The organism is Streptomyces albipurpureus (assembly GCF_023701525.1).
Lineage (GTDB): Bacteria > Actinomycetota > Actinomycetes > Streptomycetales > Streptomycetaceae > Streptomyces > Streptomyces albipurpureus.
The window spans coordinates 29,415-55,191 of the sequence record NZ_JAMQAW010000004.1 but is presented as its reverse complement, the minus strand read 5'-3'; the positions used below and the strand labels follow the sequence as shown (position 1 = coordinate 55,191).

Genomic DNA, 25,777 nt, shown 5'->3' with positions numbered 1-25,777 from the left:
CGCCACCAGATCGCGGAAGCGCTCCGTACCGAACGTGGTCGGCACGCCTTCGATCGCGGTGCTCTCCTTCACGGTGAAAGGCACCCCCGCGAGAGGTCCCAGCATGTCACCGGCGGCCCGCCGACGGTCCATCTGTGCCGCGGCCTCACGTGCGCGCTCCGCCAGGAGTTGCGTGACCGCGTTCACCCGCGGGTTGACCTCGGCGATCCGGTCCAGGTGGCTGTCGACCAGTTCGGCAGCTGAGACTTCCGCGCCGCGCACAGCCTCCGCCTGCGCGGCGGCTGTCATCTTCCACAGGGCGTCCCGCATGACTCTTCCCTCCCCATCCCGTACCGATGCGCTTGCATCGGAACCGAACCGTACCCCTGGAACCGATACGAGCGCATCGCATAAAGTGCTGCGAAAGCGGAGCACTGTGAAACAAGGAGGGGACCGGGCATGCCCAGGCAGGTGGATCATGTGGGCCGACGCCGCCTTATCGCCGAGGCCGTCTGCCACCTCGCCGACGAACGCGGGCTGGAGGGTGTGACCCTTCGCGACGTAGCGGCCCGCGCGCAGGTGTCGATGGGTGCCGTTCAGCGGTGCTTCCGCACCAAGGAAGAGATGCTCGTGTTCGCTCTCGGGCACATCAGTGAGCGGATCATGGAGCGCGTACAGGCCCGCCTCGTCAGGAGCCCGGCCCAGTCGGCCGGCACCGCGCTGGGGCACGCGGCCACCGAGATCTCGCTGCTCCGGATGGAGCATCGCGCCGAGGCCAGGGTCTGGCTCGCCTTCGTCGCGCAGGCCGCTGTCAGCAAGGTGCTCGCCAGGACGCTGAAGGCGAACTACGCAACCTTGCAGGAGGCGTTGACCCGTCTTATCTCGGAGGCCGGCGAGGGCTCCGATCACACCCCGCCCCTCGATCCGCAACGTGAGGCCCGCGCTCTCCTGGCGCTCGCGGACGGCCTCACCACGCACGTCCTCATCGGCCACCTCACCCCGCAAGAGGCACACAACGTCCTCCACGCACACCTGGCCGGCCTCTGGGAGTAACCCGTCCGGCCTCCTCACACCACCGGGAACCTCCCGAACCGCTCGACCGCACCCTGACCCACCGTCAGGGTCGCCGACCGCACACGCCCTCCCTTCCCGGACTCGCCACAGTTCGATGATCCGTCGCGCCGGCACAGGCGTCAGCGCACCAAGGCGCAGCACGGCCTCACCCGCCGACAGCTCCTTCAGGCCCCTCCTGAGGCGGGCGACACTGCTGAACCCGGTAGCCGCCCCCTCTGGCCACCGGTGCTGGATTCCTCAAGTCGTGGGTGTGAAGCCCTTTGTCGGGGATGTCGTCGCTGGGGGTGGGTTGTGGCGGGATCGCTGCGGGCCCGCACTGCTTCGGGGCCGCAGAACTGACCCTCCCCGAGGAGGAAGGCACGCCGTGTGAGCCGTCGCGTGCGGTACTCCAGATGCCGTTGTTTCAGGGGCCTGTGCGCGAGGGTGGCGGTCGGGCGCGTTCTTCGTCGTCCACATGCCGATGCGCGACCCGTTCCAGGTGGAGGCGATCGGTACGCTGCGCGGGGTTCCGTCCCTGGCGGCGTAGGCCGGGCGGGTCACGTCATGGGCCAGCGGCTCCTGGCTGATCGGGCGGTTCAGGGCCTCGATGATCTCGTTCACCTGGCTGGTTCGGTTTCTCCTTCTCAACGCAGTTGCTCGGCCAGTCCGACGATGATGCCCTCCGGTCCGCGGAGGTAGCAGAGCAGATAGCTGTCCTCGAACCGGGCGATCTCGCCGACGAGTTCGGCGCCGTGAGGGCGCAGCCGGGCAACGGTGTCCTCGATGTCGTCGACGGCGAACATGACGCGGTGCGTGCCCAGTGTGTTGTGCGGCCGGTTGCGAGGCCCGGCGCTGATCACCGCGGGGCTGCGGTACTTCGCCAGCTCAAGCCGGCTGTGGCCGTCCGGGGTCCGCACCATGGCGATGTCACAGCGGACGCCGTCGAGTCCGGTGCACTGGTCGGCGAAGAGCCCCTCGACCTCCCCCCTGCCCTCCAGCTCCATACCGAGTTCCACGAAGAACGCGATGGCGGCATCCATGTCCTCGACGACGATGCCGACGTTGTCCATCCGCTGAATCGCCATGCTGGTCTCTCCTTCTTCCTCGTGCGGCCGGTGGCGGTCGATGATGTCCCTGGGACGGAGCCGGTGGCACGTTCTCGACATCCTCAGACCGCCGAACTCCGAACCATCCGGATCGCGCCTCAGCACCGCTACGGCGGACCCACGAGCCGGGCGCCACCACCGAGGGTGAGTGCGGCCCAGGCGGCCGCTCTCCTCAAGACGATCAGCCGCAGCAGGCGGTCCCCGCTTTCCATGCTTCCTCGACCATTCGCAGCGTGCGCTTGAGCATCGTGCCTCCCCGCGGTGGTTCCGGTCCTGTGATCGGTTCGAGTGGTTCCGACTGGGCGGGGGTGATCATCTGGTTGGCGGGCCCTGCTCGGCCACCCAGCGTCCCGGCGGGTTCCACCCGGTCCATGTGTCGCCGCCTCACCGGGTGCCACGCTGTCCACTCAGTCGTCGAAGTGGAGCTCAGGTCGGGTCCAGAGGGTGAGGTCGCTGCTGGTGGCGACCGCCAGGGTCAGGCCTGAGGGAGAGAACCCGGCTGCGCGGAGCTCCGAGTAGTCAGAGTGGAAGATGTGCCACCACCTCCCTCCCACCGGACCGTTGCGGGACCCGCCGTCGGCGGAGAGGACGACGCGTTCATGGGGCCACTCCGGGCTGACGATGTCCAGGGTCCAGCCGTCTGGTGTGGTGCTGTGCAGGCCCCCGCCGAAGAGCCCGGCAATGCGCACCGGGACGCCTGCAATCGGGCCGAGCCCGGGGCAGGCGAGGTCCGGGTGGGCGTCAGGGGTGCTCGTTTCGGGGTCAGGGTCCCGGTCGCGGGCGATCTTCTCGCCGGTGACCGCGTCGAAGAGTCCATGGCCGTCGCTGGACACCACCATGACGAGGTCGTGACCGCTGTCGGGATGGACGGCGAAGCCGATGCCGAGCAGACCCCCCACGGGTGTTGGGGTGATGGATCATGGCGCGGGCCGTTCACCCGTGGCCGGACCGCGGCTAGGACGCGGGGTGCTGGGTCAGGGCGCGGCGGAGGCCGTAGACGGCGGCTCCCAGAGCGATCACCGCGGTGCCGGTGAGGGCCGAGGACAGGGGCAGGGCGAAGGCCAGGACGAGGCATCCGGCCAGCCCGGCGGCGGGGATCAGACGGTGGGGGCGGCCCTCGCCGGGGGTGAGTGTCCAGGCGGAGGCGTTGGCTACGGCGTAGTAGACCAGGACCCCGAAGGAGGAGAACCCGATCGCTCCGCGCACGTCTGCGGTCGCGGCGACCACCGCCACCACGGCGCCGACGAGGACCTCGGCGCGATGGGGCACTGCGAAGCGGGGGTGTACGGCGGCGAGTACGTGCGGTAGGTGCCGGTCCCGGGCCATGGCCAGCGTGGTGCGGGAGACGCCCAGGATGAGAGCGAGTAGGGAGCCGAGAGCGGCTACCGCCGCGCCGACGCGGACTACGGGGACGAGCCAGTCGGCGTCCGATGCCCGGGCCGCGTCCGACAGTGGCGCAGCGGACTCCGCCAGCCCCTGCGGACCGAGGACGCTCAGCACGGAGATGGCGACGACGGCGTAGACGCCCAGGGTGATGCCCAGTGCGATCGGGATCGCCCGCGGGATCGTGCGGGCGGGGTCGAGGACTTCCTCGCCGAGCGTGGCGATGCGCGCGTACCCGGCGAAGGCGAAGAACAGCAGACCCGCGGCCTGGAGCACCCCACCGACGGTGGCGTCGGAGTCGATGTCCAGCCGAGCCGCGTCCCCTGTACCAGAGGCGAGCGCGGCGACCACCAGCGCGACGAGCACCGCCAGGACCACCGCGACGATCGCGCGGGTCAGCAGCGCGGACTTCTGCACCCCGGCGTAGTTCACGCATGTCAGCGCCACCACGGCGGCGACCGCGACCGCGTGGGCCTGTCCGGGCCACGCATAGGAGCCGACCGTGAGGGCCATGGCCGCGCAGGAGGCCGTCTTACCCACCACGAACGCCCACCCGGCGAGGTAGCCCCAGAAGTCGCCGAGCCGCTCGCGGCCGTAGACGTAGGTACCGCCCGATGCCGGGTACCGGGCGGCGAGCCGGGCGGAGGAGGTGGCGTTGCAGTAGGCGACCACGGCGGCCAGGGCCAGGCTGATCAAGAGCCCGGAGCCGGCCGCTCGCGCGGCCGGCGCGAGTGCGGCGAAGATCCCCGCGCCGATCATCGACCCCAGACCGATCACCACGGCGTCGGACACCCCGAGCCGTCGCCGCAACTCGTCCGGCATCCCGGTGGTTGTCGATGACCCGCTCATGGACTCACTCCTCGGCGGCCGGGATCGCGTCTTGCGGAATCCGATATCGGCTGACGATATACGCGCCCTCCGCACCCCCCGTCACCGGCACCTCAGGCCATGGCGGCACGCACGGCGGCGGCTCGCCTCCGTCGACGGCCCGCGCTTCGCCGTCCCCGTCAGAAGCATCGGCACCGGCCGCTCACCCCCGTACGACGCGGCCACCCGCCGGCCTTCGACCGCGACCGTCCGGCACGGGCCCGGTACGCGATCGTGCCCGGGATGAAGGGGATCGCGGTCAGGGTCGGGGCGACACGGCGTTCACCGCGTTCGGGATCGACGCTCAAGGCGGCGCTTGGACTTGACCGGCATGTCTGTTCACGGCGCCCCTCACTGTCGAGCTGTCGAGCAACGCGGCTTCAGTGCGGGCCGGTGGCGCGGGTGTGGATGCCTCCGGTGAGGGTGAACTCCCCGACGGTGCCGTGGATCTCGACGGCGGGTACGTCGTCGTTGTGGGTGGTGATGCCGCCGTCGATGCGGATGGCAGTGGCCCGGGTGCCTGGTTGGAGGCTCAGGGCGGTCGCGGCAAGGGTCTGGATCTTGCCTTTCACCAGGCTCTCGCCGGTTCCGCCGTGGGTCTCGATGCCGTGATGGACGGTCAGGGTACCGAAGGGCTTGCTGATCTGGACGCCGACGGCTGCGTCGGCGTGGGTGGTGATCCGGTCGAACTCGATGGTGTTGACGGTGCCGTCGTAGATGTTGAACCCGCGCGCTCCGGTTCCGAAGGTCTCGATCGGGGCGGTGATGGTGAGTCGGTCGATGGTGCCGAAGTTGACGAACCCGATACCGCTGGGGCCGTGTGAGGTGATCGGGGCTTTGGCGGTCCAGGTCTCGACGGCGCCCCATAGGTCGAGGACCATGTCGTTGGGGCCGTAGGTGGTGACCGGGCCGTGGTTGACGACTTCGGTGACGGTCGCGCGGACGACGAAAACGCCACCGCTGATCTGTCCCGGTGTGCCGGGCGGGATGCGACCGTCCGAGTGGACCGTGCCGGTGTGCAGACGGGTGCCGGTGACCCGTCCGCCGCCGTCGGTCCCGGAGACGAAGATCCCGCCGCCGCGTACGGGCGCGTCTTTTCTCCCGGCCGACAGCCCCGTCAGGTCGCAGGTGATCAGCACACCTGGGTCCTGCTGCCGGTTGTGGAGGGTGAACGCGCCGTGCAGGACCTCGACGCCGTAGCCGCTGGGGCGGGGCGTGCCGTCGCGGGCGTCGGCAGCCTCGATGTCGAGTCCGTCGACGACCACATGTCCGGAGCGGACCGCGTCGGAGGCGACGATCTCCACCCGCCCGACCGTCACCACATCCCGCAGGGTGAGCGTACCCAGGGCGTCGTGCCGGGTGTCGTTGCACACGGCACGTGAGGTGGCAGCGGCTTCCAGGCGCAGCCCGGCCAATAGGTTGTCCCGCGTGAGGCGGACCCCGTCCGCTTGGTCGGCGAAGATCAGCCCGGCGCCGGGGCCGGCGCCGACGAGGCTCACTCCGGGCGGCAGGCTCACCTCCGGAACCCGCTCAAGTCTGCCCTCGACCCGGACTTCCCTCGAAGCACCGGCACCTGCCAGCGCGGAGACCAGTTCCTCCACGGAGACGACTGTGATCACATCGACTGTCATGAAGGACACGTATATGTGAAGAACGGCCTGTGAGGGCGGAGGCCGCGCCAGCCTGTCACGCCCGGCGCACCGTCCGTCTCCGCCCGGGGAGCGGCGTGACGGGGGCGACTCATGGGCCGAACGTGTGTACCGTCGCCGCACCTGGCGCTCCGCACGGCCCGGGGTGCAAGGTGCGGCGAAGATCGTCCTTGTCGCCTCCGGCCACCTGGGCCGTGGCCCGAAGGAGAGGAGAGAGGCCGATGGCCGAGGACACTCAGTCTGCCGCCGTCCGTGACCTGCTCACCGTCTACGAGAGAGCGCTGAACGCCTCCGACGCGCGCCTGGCCGTCTCGCTCTACAGCCCGGAAGGGGTGTTCCTGCCCTTCGACGGTCCCACAGCCACCGGCGCGCAGGAGTTGCTGGAGGGGTACGAAGCCATTTTCGCGACTATCCGGCTGGAGGTGGCCTTCACCGTTGACGACATCAGCGTCGACGGTGCCACGGCCCATGCGCTGACCCGCTCGGAAGGCCACTCCACCGACCTCGCCACCGGAACACGTTCTCCCGAGCGCAACCGTGAACTGTTCGTCTTCGACCACGCCGACGGCTCCTGGCGGATCGCCCGCTATATGTTCAACAAACCCGTCTGACACCAGGGCAGCGCCTCCGGCCGGGCCCGGACTCTGACGGAGAAGCCCGGCCAGCCGGGGCAACCGGTGCGCGCCCAGGGCGGCTCGCCAACGTATCCGCTCCCTTTGCCCTCCCGGTGGCAGCGCGCGTTTCCGCCTGCCTTCTGGTGGCGGGCGCCCGCCCGGGTTGGCAGGAACGGGGGAAGCCGCCCGAGCCCCGGCGTAGTTCACCCGGGCCCGCTTGATCCGGCGGTCGTCCTCGACGTGGCCGGCGTACGGCTCCACGCGAATCCGGCGTCGGACTCGTGCGCGTGTCCGACGAGGGTGCGCCGGGGCGCCCGGGGGGCTTGAGGTCCTCCCGGGCGCGTGCAGGCCCGCTCGCTACGCTGTTGGCTCAGAAGGTGAGTCTGAAGCTCTGGATATGGCCGGTGTCGCCGATCGCCTGGTCCCGCACCCGCAGGTTCCATATGCCGTTGGCTACCTCGGTCGAGGCGTCGACCTGGTAGGTGACGGTGACGTTGATTCCCGCGTCGCCCGCGTTGAACGGCTTCAGCGGGTACACGGTGCCATCGGGTGCGATCAGATCGATCACCACATCGCCGCGCCATCTGTGGATGATGTTCACCCCGACCCGGAGCCCTGCCGGGGCGTTGCCCGCAACTCCGGAGACGGAGACCGGGGAGGTGACCGCGGGGCCGTTGTCCGGGATGGGGACGGTGGTGGTGCTCTCAAAGACAGGGCCCGCAGGGGTGCCGTCGTCGTGGCGCTGACCGACGCTTACCGCGGCCCAGGCATCGGTCACCGACTTCACCTCGGGGCTGGTCGCTCCGTAGAGTTCGGTTGCCACCGCGACGGTGTCGGCGCGTGCTCCGGCGTAGTCGGTGGTGGAGTTGAACTTCGTGGTCAGGGCCTTGTACCAGATGAGTGCGGCCTTGTCCCGGCCGATGCCGGTGAGGGGCAGGTCGTCGCTGGTGGGCGAGTTGTAGTTGACGCCGTTGACGGTCTTGGCGCCGCTGCCTTCGGATGCGAGGTAGAACCAGTGGTTCGCCGGGCCTGAGGAGTGGTGGACATCGATGGCCCCGATGCCCTCGTACCAGTAGTCCTCGGAGATGCGGTCCTTGCTGGGTTGGTCCATGTGACGCACGGGCTTTCCGCCGGCGTTGAGCTTCTCACCGACGAGGTAGTCGCCCACGTCCTGCGGGTTGTTGGCATGGAACTCGACGGCGGCGGCGAGGATGTCGGAGGTCGCCTCGTTGAGCCCGCCGGACTCGCCGCCGTAGACCAGGTTGGCCGTCGCGGAGGTCACGCCGTGGGTCATCTCGTGCGCTGCGACATCGATCGAGGTGAACGGTCTGGCGTTGCCTCTGCCATCGCCGCAGGTCATGCAGAAGCAGGAATCCTGCCAGAACGCGTTGGAGTAGTTGTTGCCGTGGTGGACCCGAGAGGACGCGCCGGCACCGTCGCCACGGATACCGCTGCGGCCGTGGACGTTCTTGAAGTAGTCCCAGGTGACACCGGCACCGTACGCGGCGTCCGCGCCCGCGGTCTCGTTGTTGGCCGGCAGGCCGTTGCCCCAGATGTCATCCGACCCGGAGAACAGGGTGGGCGTGCCAGGGGTCCCCTTGTTCACGTCGTACGTCTTGTGGTTGCCGCGTCCGCTGTCGGTGAGGTTGTACGAGGTGCCGGACGGGGTGCTGCCGAGGGTGACTTGGCCGCTGTACTGGGTGTGGCCGGTGCCGTTGCGGACCGCCTGCCACTCAAAGAGCTTCTCACCACTGCTGGCATCGGTGGCGAAGACCCCCTTGCCGCCCCTGCCACCGACGGTCAGGCGGACCACCGCATGGACGCTGGCGAACGTCCTGCCAGGTGGATCGGGCACGGTCTCCAGGAGTTGGGAGCCACCAGGCCAAGCCCCGCCAACCTCCGCCTGGTCGGCGAAGGCCCTCGAAGGAAGCGGCTAGTCCTGGCTCATCAGCAGCGCGACACCGATTTCGGTGAGCCGGTCCGCAAGATCCGAGCGCTGCCCCAGACGTCCCGTCCGGGAGACATTGTCGATGACGGTGAGAACCGCGCCGACGACGATCCTGGCCTCCGCCGCGTCGATACCCGGCCGAACGTCCCCGAGTAGGCGCGCCCAGAGGGCGAGGTACTCCCGCTGGTTCTGCCGAGCGGCCTTCCGTTCCTTCTCGGGGAGTTGGTCCAGCTCGCCGATGAGCAGCCCGATCAGATGGCTCTGACTGAGGGCGAAGTCCACATACGAGCGCACCAGTCGGTCCAGGACCTCGTACGGGGTGCCCGGTGCGGCCAGCGCCAGGGCGGTTCCGGCTCGACGCTGCTCGCCGCCGCGCATGACCGCGGCGACGAGTAGATCGGTCTTGGTGGGAAAGTGCTTGTAGATGCTGGGGCCGGACGCCCCGGCGGCCTCGCCGATGTCATCGGTGCTGACGGACTGGAAGCCTCGCTCGTCGAAGAGCCGGATCGCCCCGATGAGGATCTCCTCGCGGCGTGACACCGCGATTCCCCGATGCCCGGAGACCGCGGGGTCCTCGCCGTCGGTGAGCGGTGCGGTGCCGAGCTGCGCGTGTGCGGCGGAACAGGCGAGCCGGTACAGCAACTGCTCGAAACGGCGACGGGGCAACGAAGTGCGATGCCAGGAGATGGAGCCGTACACCGACAGGATGGCCCATGCCAGCAGATCCCGGTCGGACTCAGCGAGCTGGGGGCGTTCCGCATGGATCAGCGCACCGATCTGACCGGCGATATCACTCAGGGTGCGCCGAAGCGCCTCGCGCCGGTCGTCGGGCAGATGACGGGCCTCACGCTGCCAAAGGACCGCCGCTCCCCGGTGGTCCAGGCTGTGGGTGGCCGACGAGCGCAGATAGGCATCGAGTTCGGGGGTCGACTCCACGGAGTCCCGCACTCGGTCGATGGTGCGGTCCACCACATGGAGCAGCAGATCCGGCTTGCCCCGAAAGTGCCGGTACAGCGCTGGGGCGGTGATGCCGACGGCGAGTGCCACATCGGCGAGGGAGACATTGTGATAGCCGCGCTCGCAGAAGAGATCAGCTGCCGCGGCGATGATCCGCGCCTTGCGGTCAGGGGGTCTGCTTGTGGTGCGTCGCGGGACTTCCGCCGCCATCGCTGTTCGCCCCTCGCTGTAAGCCGCCTCGGGTAAAGGTACAACATACGACCGTTGTTGTGATCGGCAGCTCACACATGTTGCTCTCGGTCGGTGGCACGGGCTACGGGGCTGCAATCGCCCTTCGGCCCGCCTACCTCAGCGCTTTCGGCGCTTCTGGGTCCAAGGCGTATCGAAGGGCTAAGTAAATCCTACCTAACGTATGGGGTGACATACACCCAGCAGGGTCGCTGCCCACCTCCCGCACAGCCGTCCCTCAACACGGCAGCCTGGCAGCGCCACGTCGGATGAGCGTCAGGGAGCCCTCAGGCGGCGGGTGAGCCGGCCACGGCGACCGTTCGGGCGCGGCCATGCGGCTGCCGCGCCCCCCTTCAACACCTCAGGCAGATCGCGGACATCGCCCATCCACCTCTGCATCAGGTTAGGTGAAAGTCACTGGTTTATGCCTAGACCAGTGATATCAGTTCATTCTCTTGTGTGTACTTGTTAGGGGTGATTCACTTCCTGCTCACATCAGCCAGCTGGATCAGGGAGGCCTCGTGGCCGTCGATCAGCAAGAAGTGCCGGGCTCCACCCCATCGGGCGCGACAGCAGCTCGACGCTCCCCGACGAGACGCAGGGCGTGGGTGGTACTCGCGCTGCTCGTCTGCCTGATGCTCGTCAACTACGCCGACAAGGTGGTCGTGGGCCTGGCCGGGGTCGGCATGAAGGAAGAGCTGGACCTCGACGACTCGCAGTTCGGTGTCATCCAGTCCAGCTTCTACTGGCTCTTCGCCGTTGGTTGCGTCCTCGGCGGATGGCTCGGAGGCAAGTTGCCGGCCCGGTGGCTCCTGGCCGGCATCGCCGCGGTGTGGGCACTGAGCCTGGCCCCGATGACCGCACAGGTCGGCTTCACCACGATCGTCGCCTGTCGGGTGCTGTTGGGCTTGGCCGAGGGGCCGACCACCGCTCTCGCGATGCAGGTGGCGCACTCGTGGTTCCCCGCGCACAAGCGGGCAATCCCCAGCTCGATCGTCGTCGCGGGTGCGGGCATCGGCCCACTGATCGCGGCTCCGATACTGACCTGGGTCATCCTGACCTACTCCTGGCACGCGGCCTTCGGCGTACTGGCCGTCGTCGGCGCCGTGGTTGCGGTGTTGTGGGTGATCGGCGGCGATTCCGGCCCGGAAGCAGCGTCGGGCGGTCACGGCACGGCGGCGAACGCACCGGCCCTGCCCGACCATGTACCGCTGAGACGGCTGTTCTCCACCGGCACGCTCATCGGGATGGCCGTGTTGTTCTTCGTCGCATACGCCAACACCTCGGTCAAGGTCAGCTGGCTGCCGCTCTATCTACGGGAGGGGCTTGGCTACGACGCCACCACCGCGGGCAATCTGGTCGCGCTGCCCTACCTCGGATCGGCAGTCGCCGTGATCCTGGTCGGAGTCGTCTCCGCGGTCATGACCCGCAGAGGGATCACCAACCGCATCACCCGCGGAGTCCTGCCGGGCGCACTGGTCCTCACGTCCGGTGTGTGCACCATCGCGTTCTCCTCCATGGACCGGGGCGCGCCGCAGATGCTGCTGCTGGCTCTCGGCTCCTGTCTGAACTCCGCCGGCTACGGCGTCGCCTTCGCCGGCCTGGCCGATGTCATACCGGCGAAGCAGCGCGGGACCGTCTTCGGCATCGTGACCGGGGTGTACAGCCTCGGCGGGATCGTCGCCCCGCTCGTCATCGGCACGCTGGTCTCCTCCAGCGAATCCGTCGCGGTCGGCTACGGCGACGGGTTCCTCGTCCTCGGGGTCACCACGATGATCGGCGCGGCGGTGGCCCTGTTGGTGGTCCACCCCGACCGAGACGCCGCGAGGTTGGCGGCGAAGTCCTGAGTCCCCATCGACGCCCCGAAGGCGCGGCTGCCCGCCACCCGGAGTGATCCGTGGGGCGGGCACCGCGCCTTCCCACTCTGCCGAACACCTCACGACGTACTGGCCACCACCCCCGGCCTTACTCCACAAGAACAGAGAAACCCGGCACCCGGAAGCTTGGCACCAGGGAAAACACACAAGAAAGTGAATACACGATAACCCATCTCACTGGAGGAAAATATGGGGCGCAGAGTGCTGATCGCAGGCGTTGGGATGGTCCCGTCCGTCAAACCCGGTGCAGCGCGGACCAACGCCGAAGCAGGCGGGTTCTCCTGACCCATGGCCATCGACCGAGGCATCATCGGCAGCCGCAGCCCCGAGTTCTCCACCGTGGCCGAACCCGGCAGGCTGCGCTCCTTCGCCCTGGCAACCGGAGCGACCGAGAGCGTCTACACCGATGCCGCGACCGCCAGGGCGGCCGGCCACCGTGACCTGCCCATCCCTCCGACCTTTCTGTTCTGCCGGGATGGCGCTCATGATCTCGACGCCTCCCGCGACAGCGACGTCGTACTGGCCGGCTATCACGCCTGCCGCCGCCTGATGGACGGCCTGTTGGGACGAGCCGCACTGGCGGTCGATGGTCAGCCCTGGCACGGATTCGGGCCAGTCGGCGGCCAGGACCGCTGCGCGGCCGACGCAGCCGGCCTGCATCCCGACGCCGGAAGCGCAGCCCAAGATCACATCGTCGACGCTGGCTGGGTCCAGGCCGGTGCGCTCGGCGAGGGAGGTAAGGACATGGGCGGAGAGTGAGGCGGCATGCAACTGGGAGAGCGAGCCGCCCCTCTTGCCGACGGCGGTGCGGACGGCGTCGACAATCACTGCGTCGCGCATGGGGTCCTCCTGGGAGACATGGGGCAGGGCGGCACGGGTCAGAGCCCGAGGTCCTTGGCGATGATCGTCTTCATGACCTCGCTGGTCCCCGCGTAGATCCGTGAGACACGGGTGTCCGCGTAGAGGCGGGCGATCGGGTACTCAAGCATGTAGCCGTATCCGCCGTGCAGTTGAAGGCATCGGTCGATGACACGGCCGGCGACCTCCGTGCAGAAGAGTTTGGTCCTGGCCGCGTCGGCGGGGGTGAGCTCCCCGAGGCCGTGCGCCGCCAGGGCGCGATCCACCAGGGCTTGGGCGGCGACGACCTCGGTGGAGCATTCGGCGAGCACGAACTTGGTGTTCTGGAAGGCGGCGACCGGTTTGCCGAAGACGTGGCGCTCGCGCACATACTCCGTGGCGAAGCCGATCGCGCCGGCCGCGTTGGCACAGGCGTTGACGGCCGCCGCGAGACGCTCCACAACGAGGTTGTGGGTGAGATAGGCGAAGGCTTGGCCCTCCTCGCCGAGGAGGTTGTCCACCGGCACCTTGACATCGGTGAAGGACAGTTCGGCGGTGTCCTGTGCGCGCAGGCCGATCTTGTCCAGCCTGCGTCCGACACCGAACCCCTCGGAGGTCGTGTCCACACAGAGGATCGACAGACCGGCCCGGCGGTTGTCGGGGTCATGGGGGGAGGTTCGACAGACGACCAGGACGAGGTCGGCCTGGGCGCCACCCGTGATGAAGGTCTTGGCTCCGTTGAGGATGTAGTGGGTACCGTCATCGGCGAGGTGCGCGCGGGTGGCGATCCCGGCCAGATCAGATCCGGTGCCCGGTTCGGTCATCGCGATGGCGGTCATCAGAGCGCCGGAGAGAAACCCGGGAAGCCAGCGGGCCTTCTGCCGCGCATCGCCGAATTCCAGCAGGTAGGGGAGGACAAGACAGGTGTGCACCGTGTCCGCACCGAACCCAACGCCCGCGCGACCGCACTCCTCACGGATCACCGCCTGATACGTGAAGTCGGTGATGCCCGCGCCGCCGTACTCCTCGGGCACCTGGATGGCGAAAACGCCGAGTGCGCCGAGCTTGCGGTAGAGGCCGCGGGGAACCCGGCCCTCCCGCTCCCAGTCGGCGTAGTACGGGGTGACCTCCTTGGCGATGAACTCTCGGATGGTTGTCCGAAACGCCTCGTGGTCCTCGGTGAACACGCTGCGGCGCACGATGACACTTCCTTCCTCGGCAGACCGGTGTTCACCGGACAGTCAGTAAGTTAATTTCCATTAACCTGCCCTGTCTAGGACTTGAAGAGCAGAATTTCCTGATGGCCGCGACTACCAGGGGCCCGCGCGTGAGTGAGCCCTCTCCTGCCCATTCCACAACCAGGCCGCCTTCAGGGCTCGGCACACCAGGACGGGACCACTGAACTGACGGGCGGACCCCACACTCCAGAACTCCTGGCACTCAGTACCTTTACCCTCGGCACTCAGTGCCATAGATTGAGAGTGGTGGCGCGCCGCCCTTCAACCGACCACAGGGGGTCGAGACATGTTCCAGCCAGCCAATGGCCTCACGGACGCGGTACACGGGGAACCCGGCCTGGTCTATCAGCGCTGCCGTTGGTGCGGCACCGCCTCCTTCCGGCGACTCCTGTGCCCGGTGTGCTCATCGAACGATCTTGAGCCCCAACACACCGAGGGATACGGCGTGGTGGTGCGGACGACGGTGGTCCACCGCTACAGCAGGTTGGCGCGCAATGAGTCACTCGTGCGGTTCCCCGAGGGCTTTATGTTCCACTGCCGCGTCACGGGGACCCCGCCGCATCTGGTGTGGGCGGGCGATCGCGTACGTCCGGCAGGTGTCATCACTGCGGACTCCACCCAACTCGTCTTCGAAGTCTGCAACCCGGGCGCCCAGGAGCGGTGGCGCTGAACCGGGCCATTCCTCCGCCCCCGCTCGGCGGACACCGAGAGAGGACCCTCAGAGATGGGTAGCTTCAGCAAGGTCGGAGTCGTGGGCTGCGGCCTGATGGGCGCCGGGATAGCCGAGGTGTGCGCACGCGCCGGACTTGACGTCGTCGTCGCCGAACGCGACCCGGCCGCGATCGCCTCGGGACGATCGCGGCTGATCGACTCGCTCGACCGGGGCCTGCGCAGCGGCAAGCTGACCGAACAGGAGCGCGAAGCGGCTCTGCACCGTACCTCTTTCACCTCGGAACTCGCCGACCTCGCCGGGCGCGGTCTGGTCATCGAGGCGGTCATCGAGCGCTACGACGACAAGGCATCGGTCTTCAAGCAGCTGGACCAGGTACTGGCAGACGATGCCGTCATCGCCTCCAACACCTCCTCGATCCCCATCATCGATCTCGCCGCTGCCACCAGCCGACCCCAACGGGTCGTAGGCGTCCACTTCTTCAACCCCGTACCGGTGCAGCGTCTCGTGGAAGTCATTCCCACCCAGCTCACCTCGCCGGAGGTCACCGAGCAGATCACCACCTTCGCCGAGCGGACACTCGGCAAAACCGTGGTTCTCGCCCGGGACCGGGCCGGGTTTGTGGTGAACGCGCTCCTCGCCCCGTACCTCGTATCCGCGGTGCGCATGCTGGAGGCCGGCGTCGCGTCGGCCGAGGACATCGACAAGGGCATGGTGCTCGGCTGCGCCCACCCGATGGGGCCGTTGCGGCTGCTCGACCTGATCGGGCTGGACACCGCGCAGTCCATCGCGGAGTCGATGTACGAGGAGTACAAGGAACCCCTGTACGCGCCACCGCCACTGCTACGCCGGATGGTCGCCGCCGGCACACTCGGACGCAAGAGCGGACGCGGGTTCTACGACTACACGGTATGACGGTGCGCCGCCCTGATCAGGAGCGATTGCCCCGACGGGGTCGGATGCCAGCGGGAAGGAGTCGAACTACGCGCTGAAAAACCTAGACACAGGAGTTAGCGTGAATTAACTTCTTAGATGTCTACAACAGGTTCAGGCGTCTAGTTGCTCACGCCCTGGCTGGCTCGGAGGCACGATGCCCGCCTGCGCGTTCTGACTCTGCGGAACCCTGCCAAGGGTTCACCTCAACGGCCACCGGGAGTTCATATGCCCTCCGCTTGACACGCCGGCACACCAGCACACCAGCACCCCGCCGACACAAGCTCCCCCGGCAGCCGCTCGGCTACGTTTCAGGGAGGTCCGGATGTACCCCTCCCGCGGCCATCAGCCATCCAACCGACCCATCCACCGGTCGTGTTGTGTTTCGGCCCGCGACCGCCGTGGGAGCACCTACCGCGATCGACCGAGCAGCACTGACGGTTGTACCTCCCCCGGCTGTACCTCCGTCCCGCCGGTGATCGCGGCTGAGACTCCCGGCTGACCGAAGCGGCCGCCGTGAAGGAACAGACGGGGCTGAACTCCTGGAGGTCGCCCACCGTCAACCGCCGGTTACGGGTCCGGCGCCCCAGCGCACCACACCGTCGCAACGAAGCGAGGACTACCCCTATGACCGACATCGTGGAACACCGCACCCTCTTCATCGGCGGGAAGTGGTGCGACCCGGCGGGCCCGAACACCATCGATGTGGTCTCCCCCGTGACCGAGCAGGTGGTGGGTCGTGTTCCGCATGCGGCCCCGGCGGATGCGGACAGGGCGGTGGCAGCCGCCCGGGAGGCGTTTGACCACGGGCCATGGCCACGGATGACGCTCGCCGAGCGCATCGCGGTGGTGACCCGGATCAAGGACGGTCTGCTCTCGCGCCACCAGGAACTCGCCGAGCTGATCACCCTGCAGAACGGTTGCCCCATCACCGTCTCGCTACGGGCGCAGGCGCTGAGCGCGGTGGCCACGTTCGCCGCGACCTTGACGGTTGCCGCCGGGCTGACGGCGGAGGAGGAACGCCCCGGGCTGACCGGCCCGCTCCTGGTACGACGCGAGCCGGTCGGTGTGGTCGCCGCGGTCACCCCGTGGAACGTGCCGCAGTTGACCATCGCGGGCAAGCTCGCACCCGCCTTGCTCGCGGGTTGCACCGTCATCCTCAAGCCCTCTCCGGAAACACCACTGGACGCCTATCTCCTGGCGGAGGTGTGTGAGGCGGCCGGCCTACCGGAGGGGGTACTGAGCGTCCTCCCCGCCGGCCGGGAGACCAGCGCCCATCTGGTGGCGCACCCGGACATCGACAAGGTCGCCTTCACCGGTTCGGTCGCTGCGGGAAAGCAGATCATGGCCGCCGCCGCGGAGCATCTCACCCGCGTCACACTGGAACTCGGCGGGAAGTCAGCCGCCATCATCCTCGATGACGCGGACCTCGATGCCGCCCTGCCCAACCTCATGCTGGGCGCCTTCGCCAACAGCGGCCAGGCGTGCGTCGCCCTGACCCGCGTTCTCGCCCCGGCGAGCCGCTACGACGAGATCGCCGCCAAGCTCACCACGGCCATTGCCGCGCTCAAGGTCGGTGACCCGGCTGACCCGGCCACCATGATCGGCCCCATGGTCACCGAACAGCAGCGCCAGCGGAACCTCGACTACATCCGCGTCGGTCGGGAGGAGGGCGCCACGGTCCTCGCCGGCGGCGGCGTTCCCCAGCACCTCACCAGCGGCTGGTACATCGAGCCCACCCTCTTCGGCGACGTCGACAACTCCATGCGGATCGCACGGGAGGAGATCTTCGGACCCGTCATCTGCCTCATCCGCTACGAGGACGAGGCAGCTGCCATCCGCATCGCCAACGACTCCGACTACGGCCTGGCCGGCACGGTGTGGGCGGGCACCGACGAACACGGCACGGAGATCGCGCGGCAGATCCGCACCGGCACCTACTCCGTCAACTGCCAACGCTTCGATGTCGCTGGGCCCTTCGGCGGCTACAAGAACTCCGGTATCGGACGCGAGTTCGGCCCCGAGGGATTCGCGGCCTACCAAGAGATCAAGACGATCCACCTGCCGGCCCCGGCCCGAAGCTGACCCCCTTCACGAGGAGAGCACCATGCACGCAGCGGTACTCCACCAGACCGGCGACAAGACCCTGGATGTCGTCGATGTCGACACCGTCTCCTTCGGGCCCGGTCGGGTCCGGGTCAAGATGCACAAGGCCGGCCTGTGCCACTCCGATCTGTCCGCCATGAGCGGGGTGCTCGCGCACCCCGCGCCCTTCATCCCCGGCCACGAGGGTGCGGGCGAGGTCGTGGAGGTCGGCGAGGGCGTCACCCACGTCGGAGTGGGCGACCGTGTCATCGTCTGCTGGATGCCCCCCCTGCGATGAATGCCCCTCCTGCAAGGCGGGTGACGGCCATCTGTGCCGCAGCGGATACCGAAACCTGGGCAACCCCAACTTCCGCAGCAACGAGACAGTCCTCCCCGGCATGCTCGGTGCCGGTACGTTCGCCGAGGAGACCGTCATCGCCGCGTACGCTGCCATCCCGATCCCCGACGATGTGCCCTACGACATCGCCGCTCTGATCGGTTGCGGCGTCACCACCGGAATCGGCGCAGCGCTCAACACCGCCAAGGTACGGCCCGGATCATCGGTCGTGGTGATCGGCCTCGGGGGTGTGGGCATCAGCATCCTCCAGGGCGCGAACGTCGCCGGAGCCGCCCGGATCATCGCGGTCGACCCGACCGAAAGCCGCCGCGAAGCGGCCATGCGGTTCGGCGCGTCCGAGGCGGTCGCTCCGGACGAACTGGCGGCGACCACCAAGAGGGTCACCGGTGGATTCGGTTTCGACTACGCCTTCGAGGCGGTCGGCAAGGCGGGCACCCTGCGCGCCGCGTATGACGCCACGCGTCTCGGTGGCACCGTCTGTCTGGTCGGCGCGGGCTCCCGTACCGATCTGACCGACATCAGCATGGCGGAGTTGGTCCTCAACGAGAAGAAGATCCTCCCCTCCTTCTACGGCGGAGACGACATCCGCCGCACCTACGCCACCATCATCGACCTCTGGCGCGCGGGCCGGATAGACCTTGAGTCGATGATCACGCATCATGTCCCGCTCACGGACATCAACGAGGCGATCCGCCAGATGCACACCGGCGAGGCACTGCGCACCATCATCGACATCGCCTGAGCCGACTGACCCCACCGCCCTTCCGCAGGACGGCGGGCGGGGATCTACTTCGCGAAGGACATGGCTCGTACGCTGGCCTCGTTCTGGTCGTATGTACGTCCTGGTGGGACGCTCGCCATCACCACCATCGGCAAGCGGCTCTTCGAGCCCGTTCTGCCCGTCTTCTTCGAGGCGTGTCAGACCGAGCGGCCCGGGATGGGCACCTATCTGCCGTGGGTGCGCACCGAGGATCCGGATGTCCTGCGCGATCTGCTCGACAAGGCCGGTGTGACCGATGCGGTGATCACCGCCCAGGACACGCCCATGTCCCTGCCGACTCCCGAGTCCTGGTGGCCGATCGTGCACGCCAGCGGGCTCCGAAGGCTGGAGTCGGAGTTGGACGCGGCCGCCGAGGCACGTGTCAGGCGAACACCCGAGGACTGGATCGAACTCCATCGCTATGAACTGACACCGCAGATGAAGCAGTACGACGATTTCGACAACCGCGGGCACACCCGCTATCTGCGGTATCCGATGTACTTCAACCACGCGGACTACCGCTCGGATGTGTTGAACACCGATCGGTACGGATTCCGGTTCAGCCACGGTCCCCAAGGCCGTGCGGCGCTCGACGGAGAAGTGGCCCAAGGGCCGGTGCGCCTGTTCGTCGGCAGTTCGGTGGCACTCGGCATCGGTGCGACCAGCGACGCGACGACGATTCCGTCCTATCCTGTCGGTCCGGCTTGGTCACATGATGGTGAGGCTGGCCACGGGGAGGGGGCGTTGCACGCGTGGTGGCTGGTGCATTCGGCCAGGCGGAGGGCTCCGATGACCGGGTTGCACAGGCTGGCCAGGGCCCGACGGGGCGGCCAGCTCGGCCAGCGTCCCAGATCTGTTCACGGATGTGCTGGGGAACGGCCCCCGACCCGTTTGCGTACCCGGTGCACCAGTTCGTCGGCGGCCTGCGGCCACTTGGGGTACCGAAAGTCGAAGCCTTCCTGGGCCAGTCGGCCCGGGACGACGCGGCGGCTCTTCAGCAGCAGTTCGGTGTCGGAACGCAGAGCGTACGCGCCGACCTCGGCCATCCACTTGGTCGCGGGGAGACCCACCGGTACACCCCACGCGGAGCGCAGGGCGCGCATGAAAGCGCGCTGCGGCAGGGGATGGGGGGCCGCCAGGTTCACCGGCCCCGCGATGTCCTCCCGGTCCATCAGGAACTCCACCGCGCGCACGAAGTCGTGTTCGTGGATCCATGACACGTACTGCGCTCCCCCGGCGACCGGCCCGCCGAGACCCAGGCGGGTCAGTCCCAGCAGGACGGCGAAGACCCCGCCGGCATCCGGGCTCATCACCATGGCCGAGCGCAGGGCGACCTTGCGCGTGGCCGGCGTCTCGGCCTGCTGCTGAGCCAGTTCCCAGGCCTTGGCGATCTCGACGCTGTACGCCCAGTAGTCCGGCACGCCCGTTTCGGTGCCGCCGATCACACCGGTGGCCTCGTCGTTGGGGGCGTCGAAGCGGTGCGCGTACACCGTGGCGGTGCTCATCTGAAGCCAGACCCTGGGCGGTCGGGCAGCGCCCGCGATCGCGGCGCCCACGACAAGGGTGGAGTCGACCCGGGAGTCCATCATCTCCCGCAGATTGGCCGCCGTGTACCGGCAACTCACCGTGCGGCCGGCCAGATTGATCACGACATCGCTGCCGTCCACCGCCGCCGTCCATGGCCCCAGGGTCTTCCCGTCCCAGGGGACCTCACCCTCGCGCCCGGGACGTCTGGCGAGAATCACGACCTTGTGGCCGGCGGCTTCGAGTGCGCGCTTCAGGACCGCGCCGACCTGTCCGGTCCCACCAGGAATCACAATCTTCATCGGCGACCCTCCCTTGTCTCAGGGCGAGCCTAGACCAAAATACTTGAACGCGTTCAAAAATAGGTGTGTGATCCACCACGTGAAGCAGCCTCGCCGTGCGGCACACCGATGACCACAGGCCCGCTCTCACCCGCCCGGCGCGCAGGGAGGACGCTGACCGGGTTCGGGCCTCGTTCGACGCCTGGACAGTGAACGGCAAGTTCAGTCACTGGTGGACGAGTTCACCGGACGAGTCTTCGCCCCGGTATCACGTTGCGGATACCGGGGCTGACTGTGCAGCACCCCGGTGGTGAAGGTCTTCGCGTCAGAGGTGCGGGGCGGAGTGGTCGGTCGGGTGCGGTGTGGTCGGTCGGCAGTAGCGGTGGACGAGTTCGGCTTGGTCGGGGAAGTGGGCTGCGAGTTCCTCGGGTTGTCCGAGGGCCAGGTCGGCGTAGTCGAATCCGGGTGCGACTGCTTCGCTGATGAGGGCGTGGTCTCCGGTGGTGAGGTGGGCGGCCTTCCAGACGCCCCCGGGCACGGCAAGGGCGAGGGTGTGGCCTTGCCGGGGGTCCTGTCCCAGGACGACGGTGCTGTGACGGCCGTCGGGGTGGAGGAGGTGGTAGGTGACGGGTTCGCCGTGGTGGTGGAAGTGGATGATGTCGGACCGGTTCAGATGCCAGTGTCCGATCGGTGACCAGTGGGTGAGCAGGTAGTGGATGGAGGTCATGGTGTAGCGGTCACCGCCGGGTGTACGGGTGCGGGGGCGGTGGTCCGCTTGGAAGGTCCGACGGAAGTATCCGCCCTCCACATGGGATTCCAGGCCGAGGGCGTCGATCCAGTACTGTGCCGTGAGTACGGTGTCCTCCTGAAGTCGTGTGGCTGACCGTCGACAGCGAAGGCCGAGAGTACGATCCCCGGCCGCGTTCGATTCGCCGACATCCGACCGTACGACGCATCACCGTCGCCGGACATTCTCCATCGGGAATGATCCCCGCACCGTCGCCTGACGCTCGGACCCCTTTTCGGTCAGAGCGCCGGGGCGGGGGGTACTCGCCGTATCTCACGCGCACTTGTCGGGGCCTTCTGCCAATCCGGCGTCCAACGCCGCGACGGCGGCGGGAGCGCCGCGTGGATGGCGCACCCCGACGGCTCCTGGGCCAGGGCCGACGCGGACGGTCGCCGTCGGGCGCCGACCGTTCGCCAGGGTGGCCCAGCAGCCTGTGGGACACCCTGGACGACATCCGCGGCCGGCTCAGCAGCCGTGGCGAACTGCCGCGTACGGCCTCCAGGTCACCATCGCCCGCGACGGGACGACCGTCCCCTTCCGTGGCGGATGGTCAGCCACCCCGCTGACGTCCTCCCTGGCCGAGGCTGCCACGGGCCACCGTCGCTCCAGGAGCCTACTGGTGGCCCGGGCGGGCGTCGGCCGGCCCGCTGTCTGCCGAGGGCGTGGTCCCGTACCCCAGTAGACAGCACGGGCCGTGCGGTTCGCCACGGTTACTCGTTCTGCGTGAACTTCGCCAGCACATTGCGGGTGATCCGGGCCACGTTGTTGTCGAATCCGTTCCACGCGAGGCTGCCCGCCCAGCAGATCGATCCGGTGGAGAAGACGGCGCCGCCTCCGTCGATCTCGAAGTAGGTCAGATCTGAGCGCACCAGCTCGTTCTCCGTGCCGCCCTGGCCCGGCGCGGTCATCAGCAGCTCCTCCTGGGTGATCTGGTAGCGGTCGTCCAACCCGGTCGACGTGGCCAGGCGCAGGGCGTTCGAGGGTGTCCCCAGGTCGAAGCCGAACCGGTCGACTTCGTCGCCGGCTGCGCCGCCCAGCACATAGCCGAAGTCTCCGATCACCTCGTCCGCCGCGATGCCGTCGAAGATGAAGGCGACGGACTCGTCATGGCTGTCGTCCAGCCGTCGGTATCCTGCGGCCTCGCCCCAGCCCTGCGCGGCCATGCCCACACCCACCAGCTGCTGCGGCACGTATCCGTTGAAGCGCCACAGGCCGCCGTGGTCGCCGCTGGCACTGTGCACCAGTTCGCCGGGGGGCGAGTCCCAGCACCTGGTTCCCGAGTTGCCCCGCCGGACCTCGATGAGGTGCGGTCGGTCCTCGAAGACGCTGGTGACCCAGTAGAAGCCGTTGCCGCCCAGGTACATGAGCCGCCCGCCGTCACCCAGGTACGCGGTCAGCGAGTCCATCATGTCCCGTGTCCAGTACTCCGGGTGGGAGCCCGTCACAAGGGTGTCGTACCGCGCGAGCAGGGCGGGGCCCTCGCGGTGCAGGTCTTCGTCGAGAGCTATGTCGAAGTCGTAGTCCTCGCCCAGGGAGCGCAGCCATCCGAGGATGAACAGGTCCGCCGCGAGGTGCCGGACGTGGCCGGACAGCCAGTTGTGGTAGTGCGGGCGGAGGTTCAGCACGGGGCGGAGCCGGGATGAGTAGGCGACACCGCTGCCGTCCGTATGCGTGTCGTACAGCGACTTCCCGACCTCGTCGTGGCGCACGATGAACTCGTCCTGGGGTGCGAGTGCCATGTCGTGGACCATGAAGTCCTCTTGCAGACCGGACTCGAACAGCCGCTCGTTCGCGTATGCCTGGTAGGTGAAGCTCGGCACGAGGAAGAGGACCTTCGCGCGGCTGTTCTCCGGGCGGCGGACGAAGAACGGGACGTAGTCCACCTCCTCGCCGGCCCGCAGCCGCAGAGCGTAGGCCCCGGGAGGAGTACCGGCCGGTACCGTCCAGGTCAGCGATGGCTCCCATCCGGAGTCCTCGATGTCGTCCTCGTGGAAGTGGACCGCCGCGTAGTGCGCGGGCGCGGAGTGGAAGTCCGTGTGCCGTCCGTTCCAACCACTGCTGGTCACCCCGCGCTGCGGTGCCTGGTGCAGGGTGCCGTGCAGGTTGTTCCCCGAGAGGTCGTGCAGCCGGCCCGACGAGAAGTCCTGGCCGAGGTCGTAGTCGGCTACCAGGGATGTCGGCCGGACCTTCCCGCCGTTCCCGGCGGCTTCCACCTCGGTCAGGTCCAGCGCGCGGCCGTAGCAGCGCGGGTTCTCGATCTTGCCGTTGAAGTGGCTGTCCAGGTAAGGCCGACCGTCGATCAGGGTCGGCGCCGCGGCCAGGTACGTCCGAGCCGCCCGGACTCCGGTGAGGTCCGGTGCGGGGGACGCTTCGGCGATGTCGCGCTGGGCCCGTCGCTGCCAGCCGCTTGTCTGGGCGACGTACAGCCGCGCCCGGCCGGTCGACCCGTCGTGGTCCGCGCTCACGAAGAACCAGCAGCCGGATCGCAGTTCCACGTCGGAGACGAGACGGACTTCGCCCAACGCGCCGCGGAGGGTGAGGGTGAGCCTGCCGTCGGTGTCGATGGCCAGCTTGACCGAGTGCCCTTGACCGTCTCCGTCTCCGGACTCGCCGGAGTGGAAGAGAACCTGCTCGTGGGTGGCCTGCGGCATGGTGGGCAGGAAGCGCAGCTGAACGGTGAAGGCACCGCCGGCGAGCCAGTGTTCCGGAAGCGGCAGCGTGGCGTACGAACCGGTGTCGGTGTGCTGGACGGTGCCCGGGTGGACGCCGTCGCAGTCCGCCCCGACCTCCCGCACCGGGAGGTCGGTCGACCGCGGGTCGGTCATCCCCCCGAGTAGTTCCACGATGTCGGCCCGGTACTCGGCGCGGTTGGTGCTGATGTGGAAGGTGACCGGTTCACCGGGGCGCGTGCTCCAGCGGTCGGCGTATCCGGTGATGTTGAGGATGTCGCTGTTCTCGTTCAGCCGGAGGTAGGCCTGGTCAGGCTTCGACATGCTCCAGCTCTCCCTTCTTGCCGTGGGCGGTCGCGAAGAACCGCTCCACCCGTGGGTCGATTTCCTTCCGGCCTGCCGCCAGCGTCATGATCGTGCCGACGACGGCGCTGAGCGCGATGCCGACGGGGCTGACGAAGTGGTAGGGGAAGTCAGCCAGCAGTGCGATGACGACGTACACGACGCCGACGGTCAGCGAGCCGAGTGCCGCCTCCGTGGTGAACCGCTTCCAGTACAGGCCCGCCAGGATCGGGAAGGCGAGCAGGGCGGTGAACACGGAGACGTAGGTGAGGACGAGGAGGATGTTGCCGACGAAGGTGAGGGCGAACACCAGGGTCGAGATGCCGAGCACCAGGAAGACGATGCGGCTGGACTTCACATAGAACTGGTCGCTGCGCTCGCGGAACACATACCTTTTGAGCAGGTCGTTGACGACGATCGACACCGCGGAGTTCCAGATCGCCACCATGGTGCTGATGCCGACGAGGAGCAGCGTCACCAGCAGCAGGCCCTGCATGATGGGCGGGGTGTACTCCAGCACCAGCCTCGGCAGTGCCTCCTCGGGCTTGTCGAGATCGGGCATGACCACCCGGCTGAACATGGTGGCCGTCGCCACGAGCGCGTACAGCACGACGATCAGGACTGTGTTGACCAGCATCGCCCGGTAGGCGACGCGCTCGTTGCGCGCGGAGAAGATTCGCTGTCCGTACCACGGGGCCGCGACGTAGAGCATGATGTTCTGGAAGCACCACGTCAGGATCGCGGCGAAGCCGAAGTTCTCCAGATCCCAGATGGGTTCGAAGGACAGGAACTCGGGGTCGAAGACCTTCTTCAGCTCGCCGAAGCCGCCCGCGTTCGAGTATCCGATGTAGAAGATCACCGGTATGAAGACGAGGATCATGACGTAGGCCACGATGTCGAACGAGATGGCCGTCATGAAGCCGCCGGCCAGGGACAGGACCAGGCAGAGAGACGTGATCACGATGACCGTGGTCAGCGGCTCGACACCGAGCAGTACGGACGCGACCACCGAGAGGCCGGCGAGATAGGTCGCGGGCGCGATCCAGGTGAAGGTCAGGGTGACGACGCTCGCGAGCGCCCTGGTGGTCTCCGCTCCCCTGCCGTGGAAGCGCCGCTCGAAGAACTCGGCGATGGTCGATATCTGCAGACGCCGGTAGGGCTTGGCGACCGTCAGGGCGTAGATGCTGAAGACGAAGACGAAGATGAACGACGTGTACCAGAGCCCCACGGTGCCGTACAGATAGGCGACCGAGGCACCCCCGATCAGCGTCGCGGTGTTGAACTCGGCCGCGCCCAGGGTGGCTACGAGCGCGAAGAAGCCGGTGTTGCGCCCCGCCAGGTTGTAGTCCTGGTAGCTGTTGATGCGCCGGTAAGACCGGTAGGCGAGATAGATCAACAGCGCGGTGAACGCGATGGTCATCGCGTACTTCTCTGTCACAGCACTCCCTAGTTCATATCGTGCCTCCTCAGCGCGCGCCGCTGCCACCAAGGCGGAAGCGTCTGGAACCCGGGCATCGGGCCGCTGGGAGCGCGCGGGCCGCAAGCCCGGCGAAGACTGGTCCTGACTGAAATCGAGGTCTTCTGTGGTTTTCGATGGCCATGTTGACTGTTCTTGTGGTGATTTGACAAGGC

Annotated in this window: 17 protein-coding genes and 4 pseudogenes; 8 read left to right on the top strand and 13 right to left on the bottom strand. The window is 68.1% G+C overall.

Features of this window, described 5'->3' with window-relative positions:
• Positions 1–309: amidase family protein (locus NBG84_RS04815; protein WP_250918002.1), on the bottom strand; the 309-nt coding region annotated here is incomplete at its 3' end.
• Positions 310–438: 129 nt separating this feature from the next.
• Between NBG84_RS04815 and NBG84_RS04810 the strand changes: the two genes are divergently transcribed.
• On the top strand, positions 439–1,032 hold the full coding sequence (locus tag NBG84_RS04810) for a TetR/AcrR family transcriptional regulator (protein ID WP_250918001.1): 594 nt from the start codon (positions 439–441) through the stop codon (positions 1,030–1,032).
• Positions 1,033–1,676: 644 nt separating this feature from the next.
• On the opposite strand, the gene NBG84_RS04805 is transcribed toward NBG84_RS04810, so the two are convergent.
• From NBG84_RS04805 to NBG84_RS04790, 4 genes are all read right to left on the bottom strand, one after another.
• On the bottom strand, positions 1,677–2,117 hold the full coding sequence (locus NBG84_RS04805; RefSeq protein ID WP_250918000.1) for a VOC family protein: 441 nt from the start codon (positions 2,115–2,117) through the stop codon (positions 1,677–1,679).
• A gap of 428 nt (positions 2,118–2,545) precedes the next feature.
• The gene (locus NBG84_RS04800) at positions 2,546–3,052 is read right to left on the bottom strand and encodes a hypothetical protein (RefSeq protein ID WP_250918029.1); all 507 of its coding nucleotides are present in this window, start codon (positions 3,050–3,052) and stop codon (positions 2,546–2,548) included.
• Positions 3,053–3,092: 40 nt separating this feature from the next.
• Positions 3,093–4,370, bottom strand: a complete 1,278-nt coding sequence (locus tag NBG84_RS04795) for an APC family permease (protein ID WP_250917999.1) — start codon at positions 4,368–4,370, stop codon at positions 3,093–3,095.
• A 398-nt stretch (positions 4,371–4,768) separates the two neighbouring features.
• Positions 4,769–6,019 (bottom strand): hypothetical protein, encoded by a 1,251-nt coding sequence (locus NBG84_RS04790; RefSeq protein ID WP_250917998.1) that lies wholly within the window; start codon positions 6,017–6,019, stop codon positions 4,769–4,771.
• A 239-nt stretch (positions 6,020–6,258) separates the two neighbouring features.
• On the opposite strand from NBG84_RS04790, the gene NBG84_RS04785 reads away from it, so the two are divergent.
• Entirely contained in the window at positions 6,259–6,648 is a 390-nt protein-coding gene (locus NBG84_RS04785) for a YybH family protein (RefSeq protein ID WP_250917997.1), read from the top strand.
• Positions 6,649–7,021: 373 nt separating this feature from the next.
• On the opposite strand, the pseudogene NBG84_RS04780 reads toward NBG84_RS04785, so the two are convergent.
• Both NBG84_RS04780 and NBG84_RS04775 read right to left on the bottom strand, forming a co-directional pair.
• A pseudogene (locus NBG84_RS04780) lies at positions 7,022–8,416 on the bottom strand (M4 family metallopeptidase); the annotation flags it as partial.
• 168 nt (positions 8,417–8,584) lie between these two features.
• The gene (locus tag NBG84_RS04775; RefSeq protein WP_250917996.1) at positions 8,585–9,766 is read right to left on the bottom strand and encodes a TetR/AcrR family transcriptional regulator; all 1,182 of its coding nucleotides are present in this window, start codon (positions 9,764–9,766) and stop codon (positions 8,585–8,587) included.
• Positions 9,767–10,305: 539 nt separating this feature from the next.
• Here NBG84_RS04775 and NBG84_RS04770 point away from each other — a divergent pair.
• Together NBG84_RS04770 and NBG84_RS04765 are read left to right on the top strand one after the other, a co-directional pair.
• Complete coding sequence (locus tag NBG84_RS04770; protein WP_250917995.1) at positions 10,306–11,631, top strand: MFS transporter; 1,326 nt, start codon at positions 10,306–10,308, stop codon at positions 11,629–11,631.
• Between the two features lie 318 nt (positions 11,632–11,949).
• Positions 11,950–12,087, top strand: a pseudogene (locus NBG84_RS04765) (MaoC family dehydratase N-terminal domain-containing protein); the annotation flags it as partial.
• Between the two features lie 93 nt (positions 12,088–12,180).
• Here the strand turns inward: NBG84_RS04765 and NBG84_RS04760 are convergent.
• A pseudogene (locus NBG84_RS04760) lies at positions 12,181–12,501 on the bottom strand (thiolase family protein); the annotation flags it as partial.
• A gap of 38 nt (positions 12,502–12,539) precedes the next feature.
• On the bottom strand, positions 12,540–13,697 hold the full coding sequence (locus NBG84_RS04755) for an acyl-CoA dehydrogenase family protein (protein WP_250917994.1): 1,158 nt from the start codon (positions 13,695–13,697) through the stop codon (positions 12,540–12,542).
• 325 nt (positions 13,698–14,022) lie between these two features.
• On the opposite strand from NBG84_RS04755, the gene NBG84_RS04750 reads away from it, so the two are divergent.
• From NBG84_RS04750 to NBG84_RS04735, 4 genes and pseudogenes are all read left to right on the top strand, one after another.
• Positions 14,023–14,406 carry a zinc ribbon domain-containing protein gene (locus tag NBG84_RS04750; RefSeq protein WP_250917993.1) on the top strand — a complete coding sequence of 128 codons (384 nt, stop codon included), beginning with the start codon at positions 14,023–14,025 and terminating at the stop codon, positions 14,404–14,406.
• Positions 14,407–14,460: 54 nt separating this feature from the next.
• Entirely contained in the window at positions 14,461–15,321 is an 861-nt protein-coding gene (locus NBG84_RS04745) for a 3-hydroxybutyryl-CoA dehydrogenase (RefSeq protein WP_250917992.1), read from the top strand.
• 645 nt (positions 15,322–15,966) lie between these two features.
• Positions 15,967–17,424, top strand: coding sequence for an aldehyde dehydrogenase (locus NBG84_RS04740; protein ID WP_250917991.1), 1,458 nt, complete (start codon positions 15,967–15,969; stop codon positions 17,422–17,424).
• 22 nt (positions 17,425–17,446) lie between these two features.
• Positions 17,447–18,524: pseudogene (locus NBG84_RS04735) on the top strand (alcohol dehydrogenase catalytic domain-containing protein).
• 875 nt (positions 18,525–19,399) lie between these two features.
• On the opposite strand, the gene NBG84_RS04730 reads toward NBG84_RS04735, so the two are convergent.
• The 4 genes from NBG84_RS04730 to NBG84_RS04715 form a co-directional block, all read right to left on the bottom strand.
• A complete protein-coding gene (locus NBG84_RS04730; RefSeq protein WP_250917990.1) occupies positions 19,400–20,368 on the bottom strand; it encodes a TIGR01777 family oxidoreductase in 969 nt (322 codons plus the stop codon).
• 304 nt (positions 20,369–20,672) lie between these two features.
• Entirely contained in the window at positions 20,673–21,182 is a 510-nt protein-coding gene (locus NBG84_RS04725) for a cupin domain-containing protein (protein ID WP_308312005.1), read from the bottom strand.
• A gap of 662 nt (positions 21,183–21,844) precedes the next feature.
• On the bottom strand, positions 21,845–24,127 hold the full coding sequence (locus tag NBG84_RS04720) for a N,N-dimethylformamidase beta subunit family domain-containing protein (protein WP_250917988.1): 2,283 nt from the start codon (positions 24,125–24,127) through the stop codon (positions 21,845–21,847).
• Positions 24,114–25,583, bottom strand: coding sequence for a sodium:solute symporter family protein (locus NBG84_RS04715; RefSeq protein WP_250917987.1), 1,470 nt, complete (start codon positions 25,581–25,583; stop codon positions 24,114–24,116). Before NBG84_RS04715 ends, NBG84_RS04720 begins: the two co-directional genes overlap by 14 nt.
• Between the last annotated feature and the right edge of the window lie 194 nt (positions 25,584–25,777).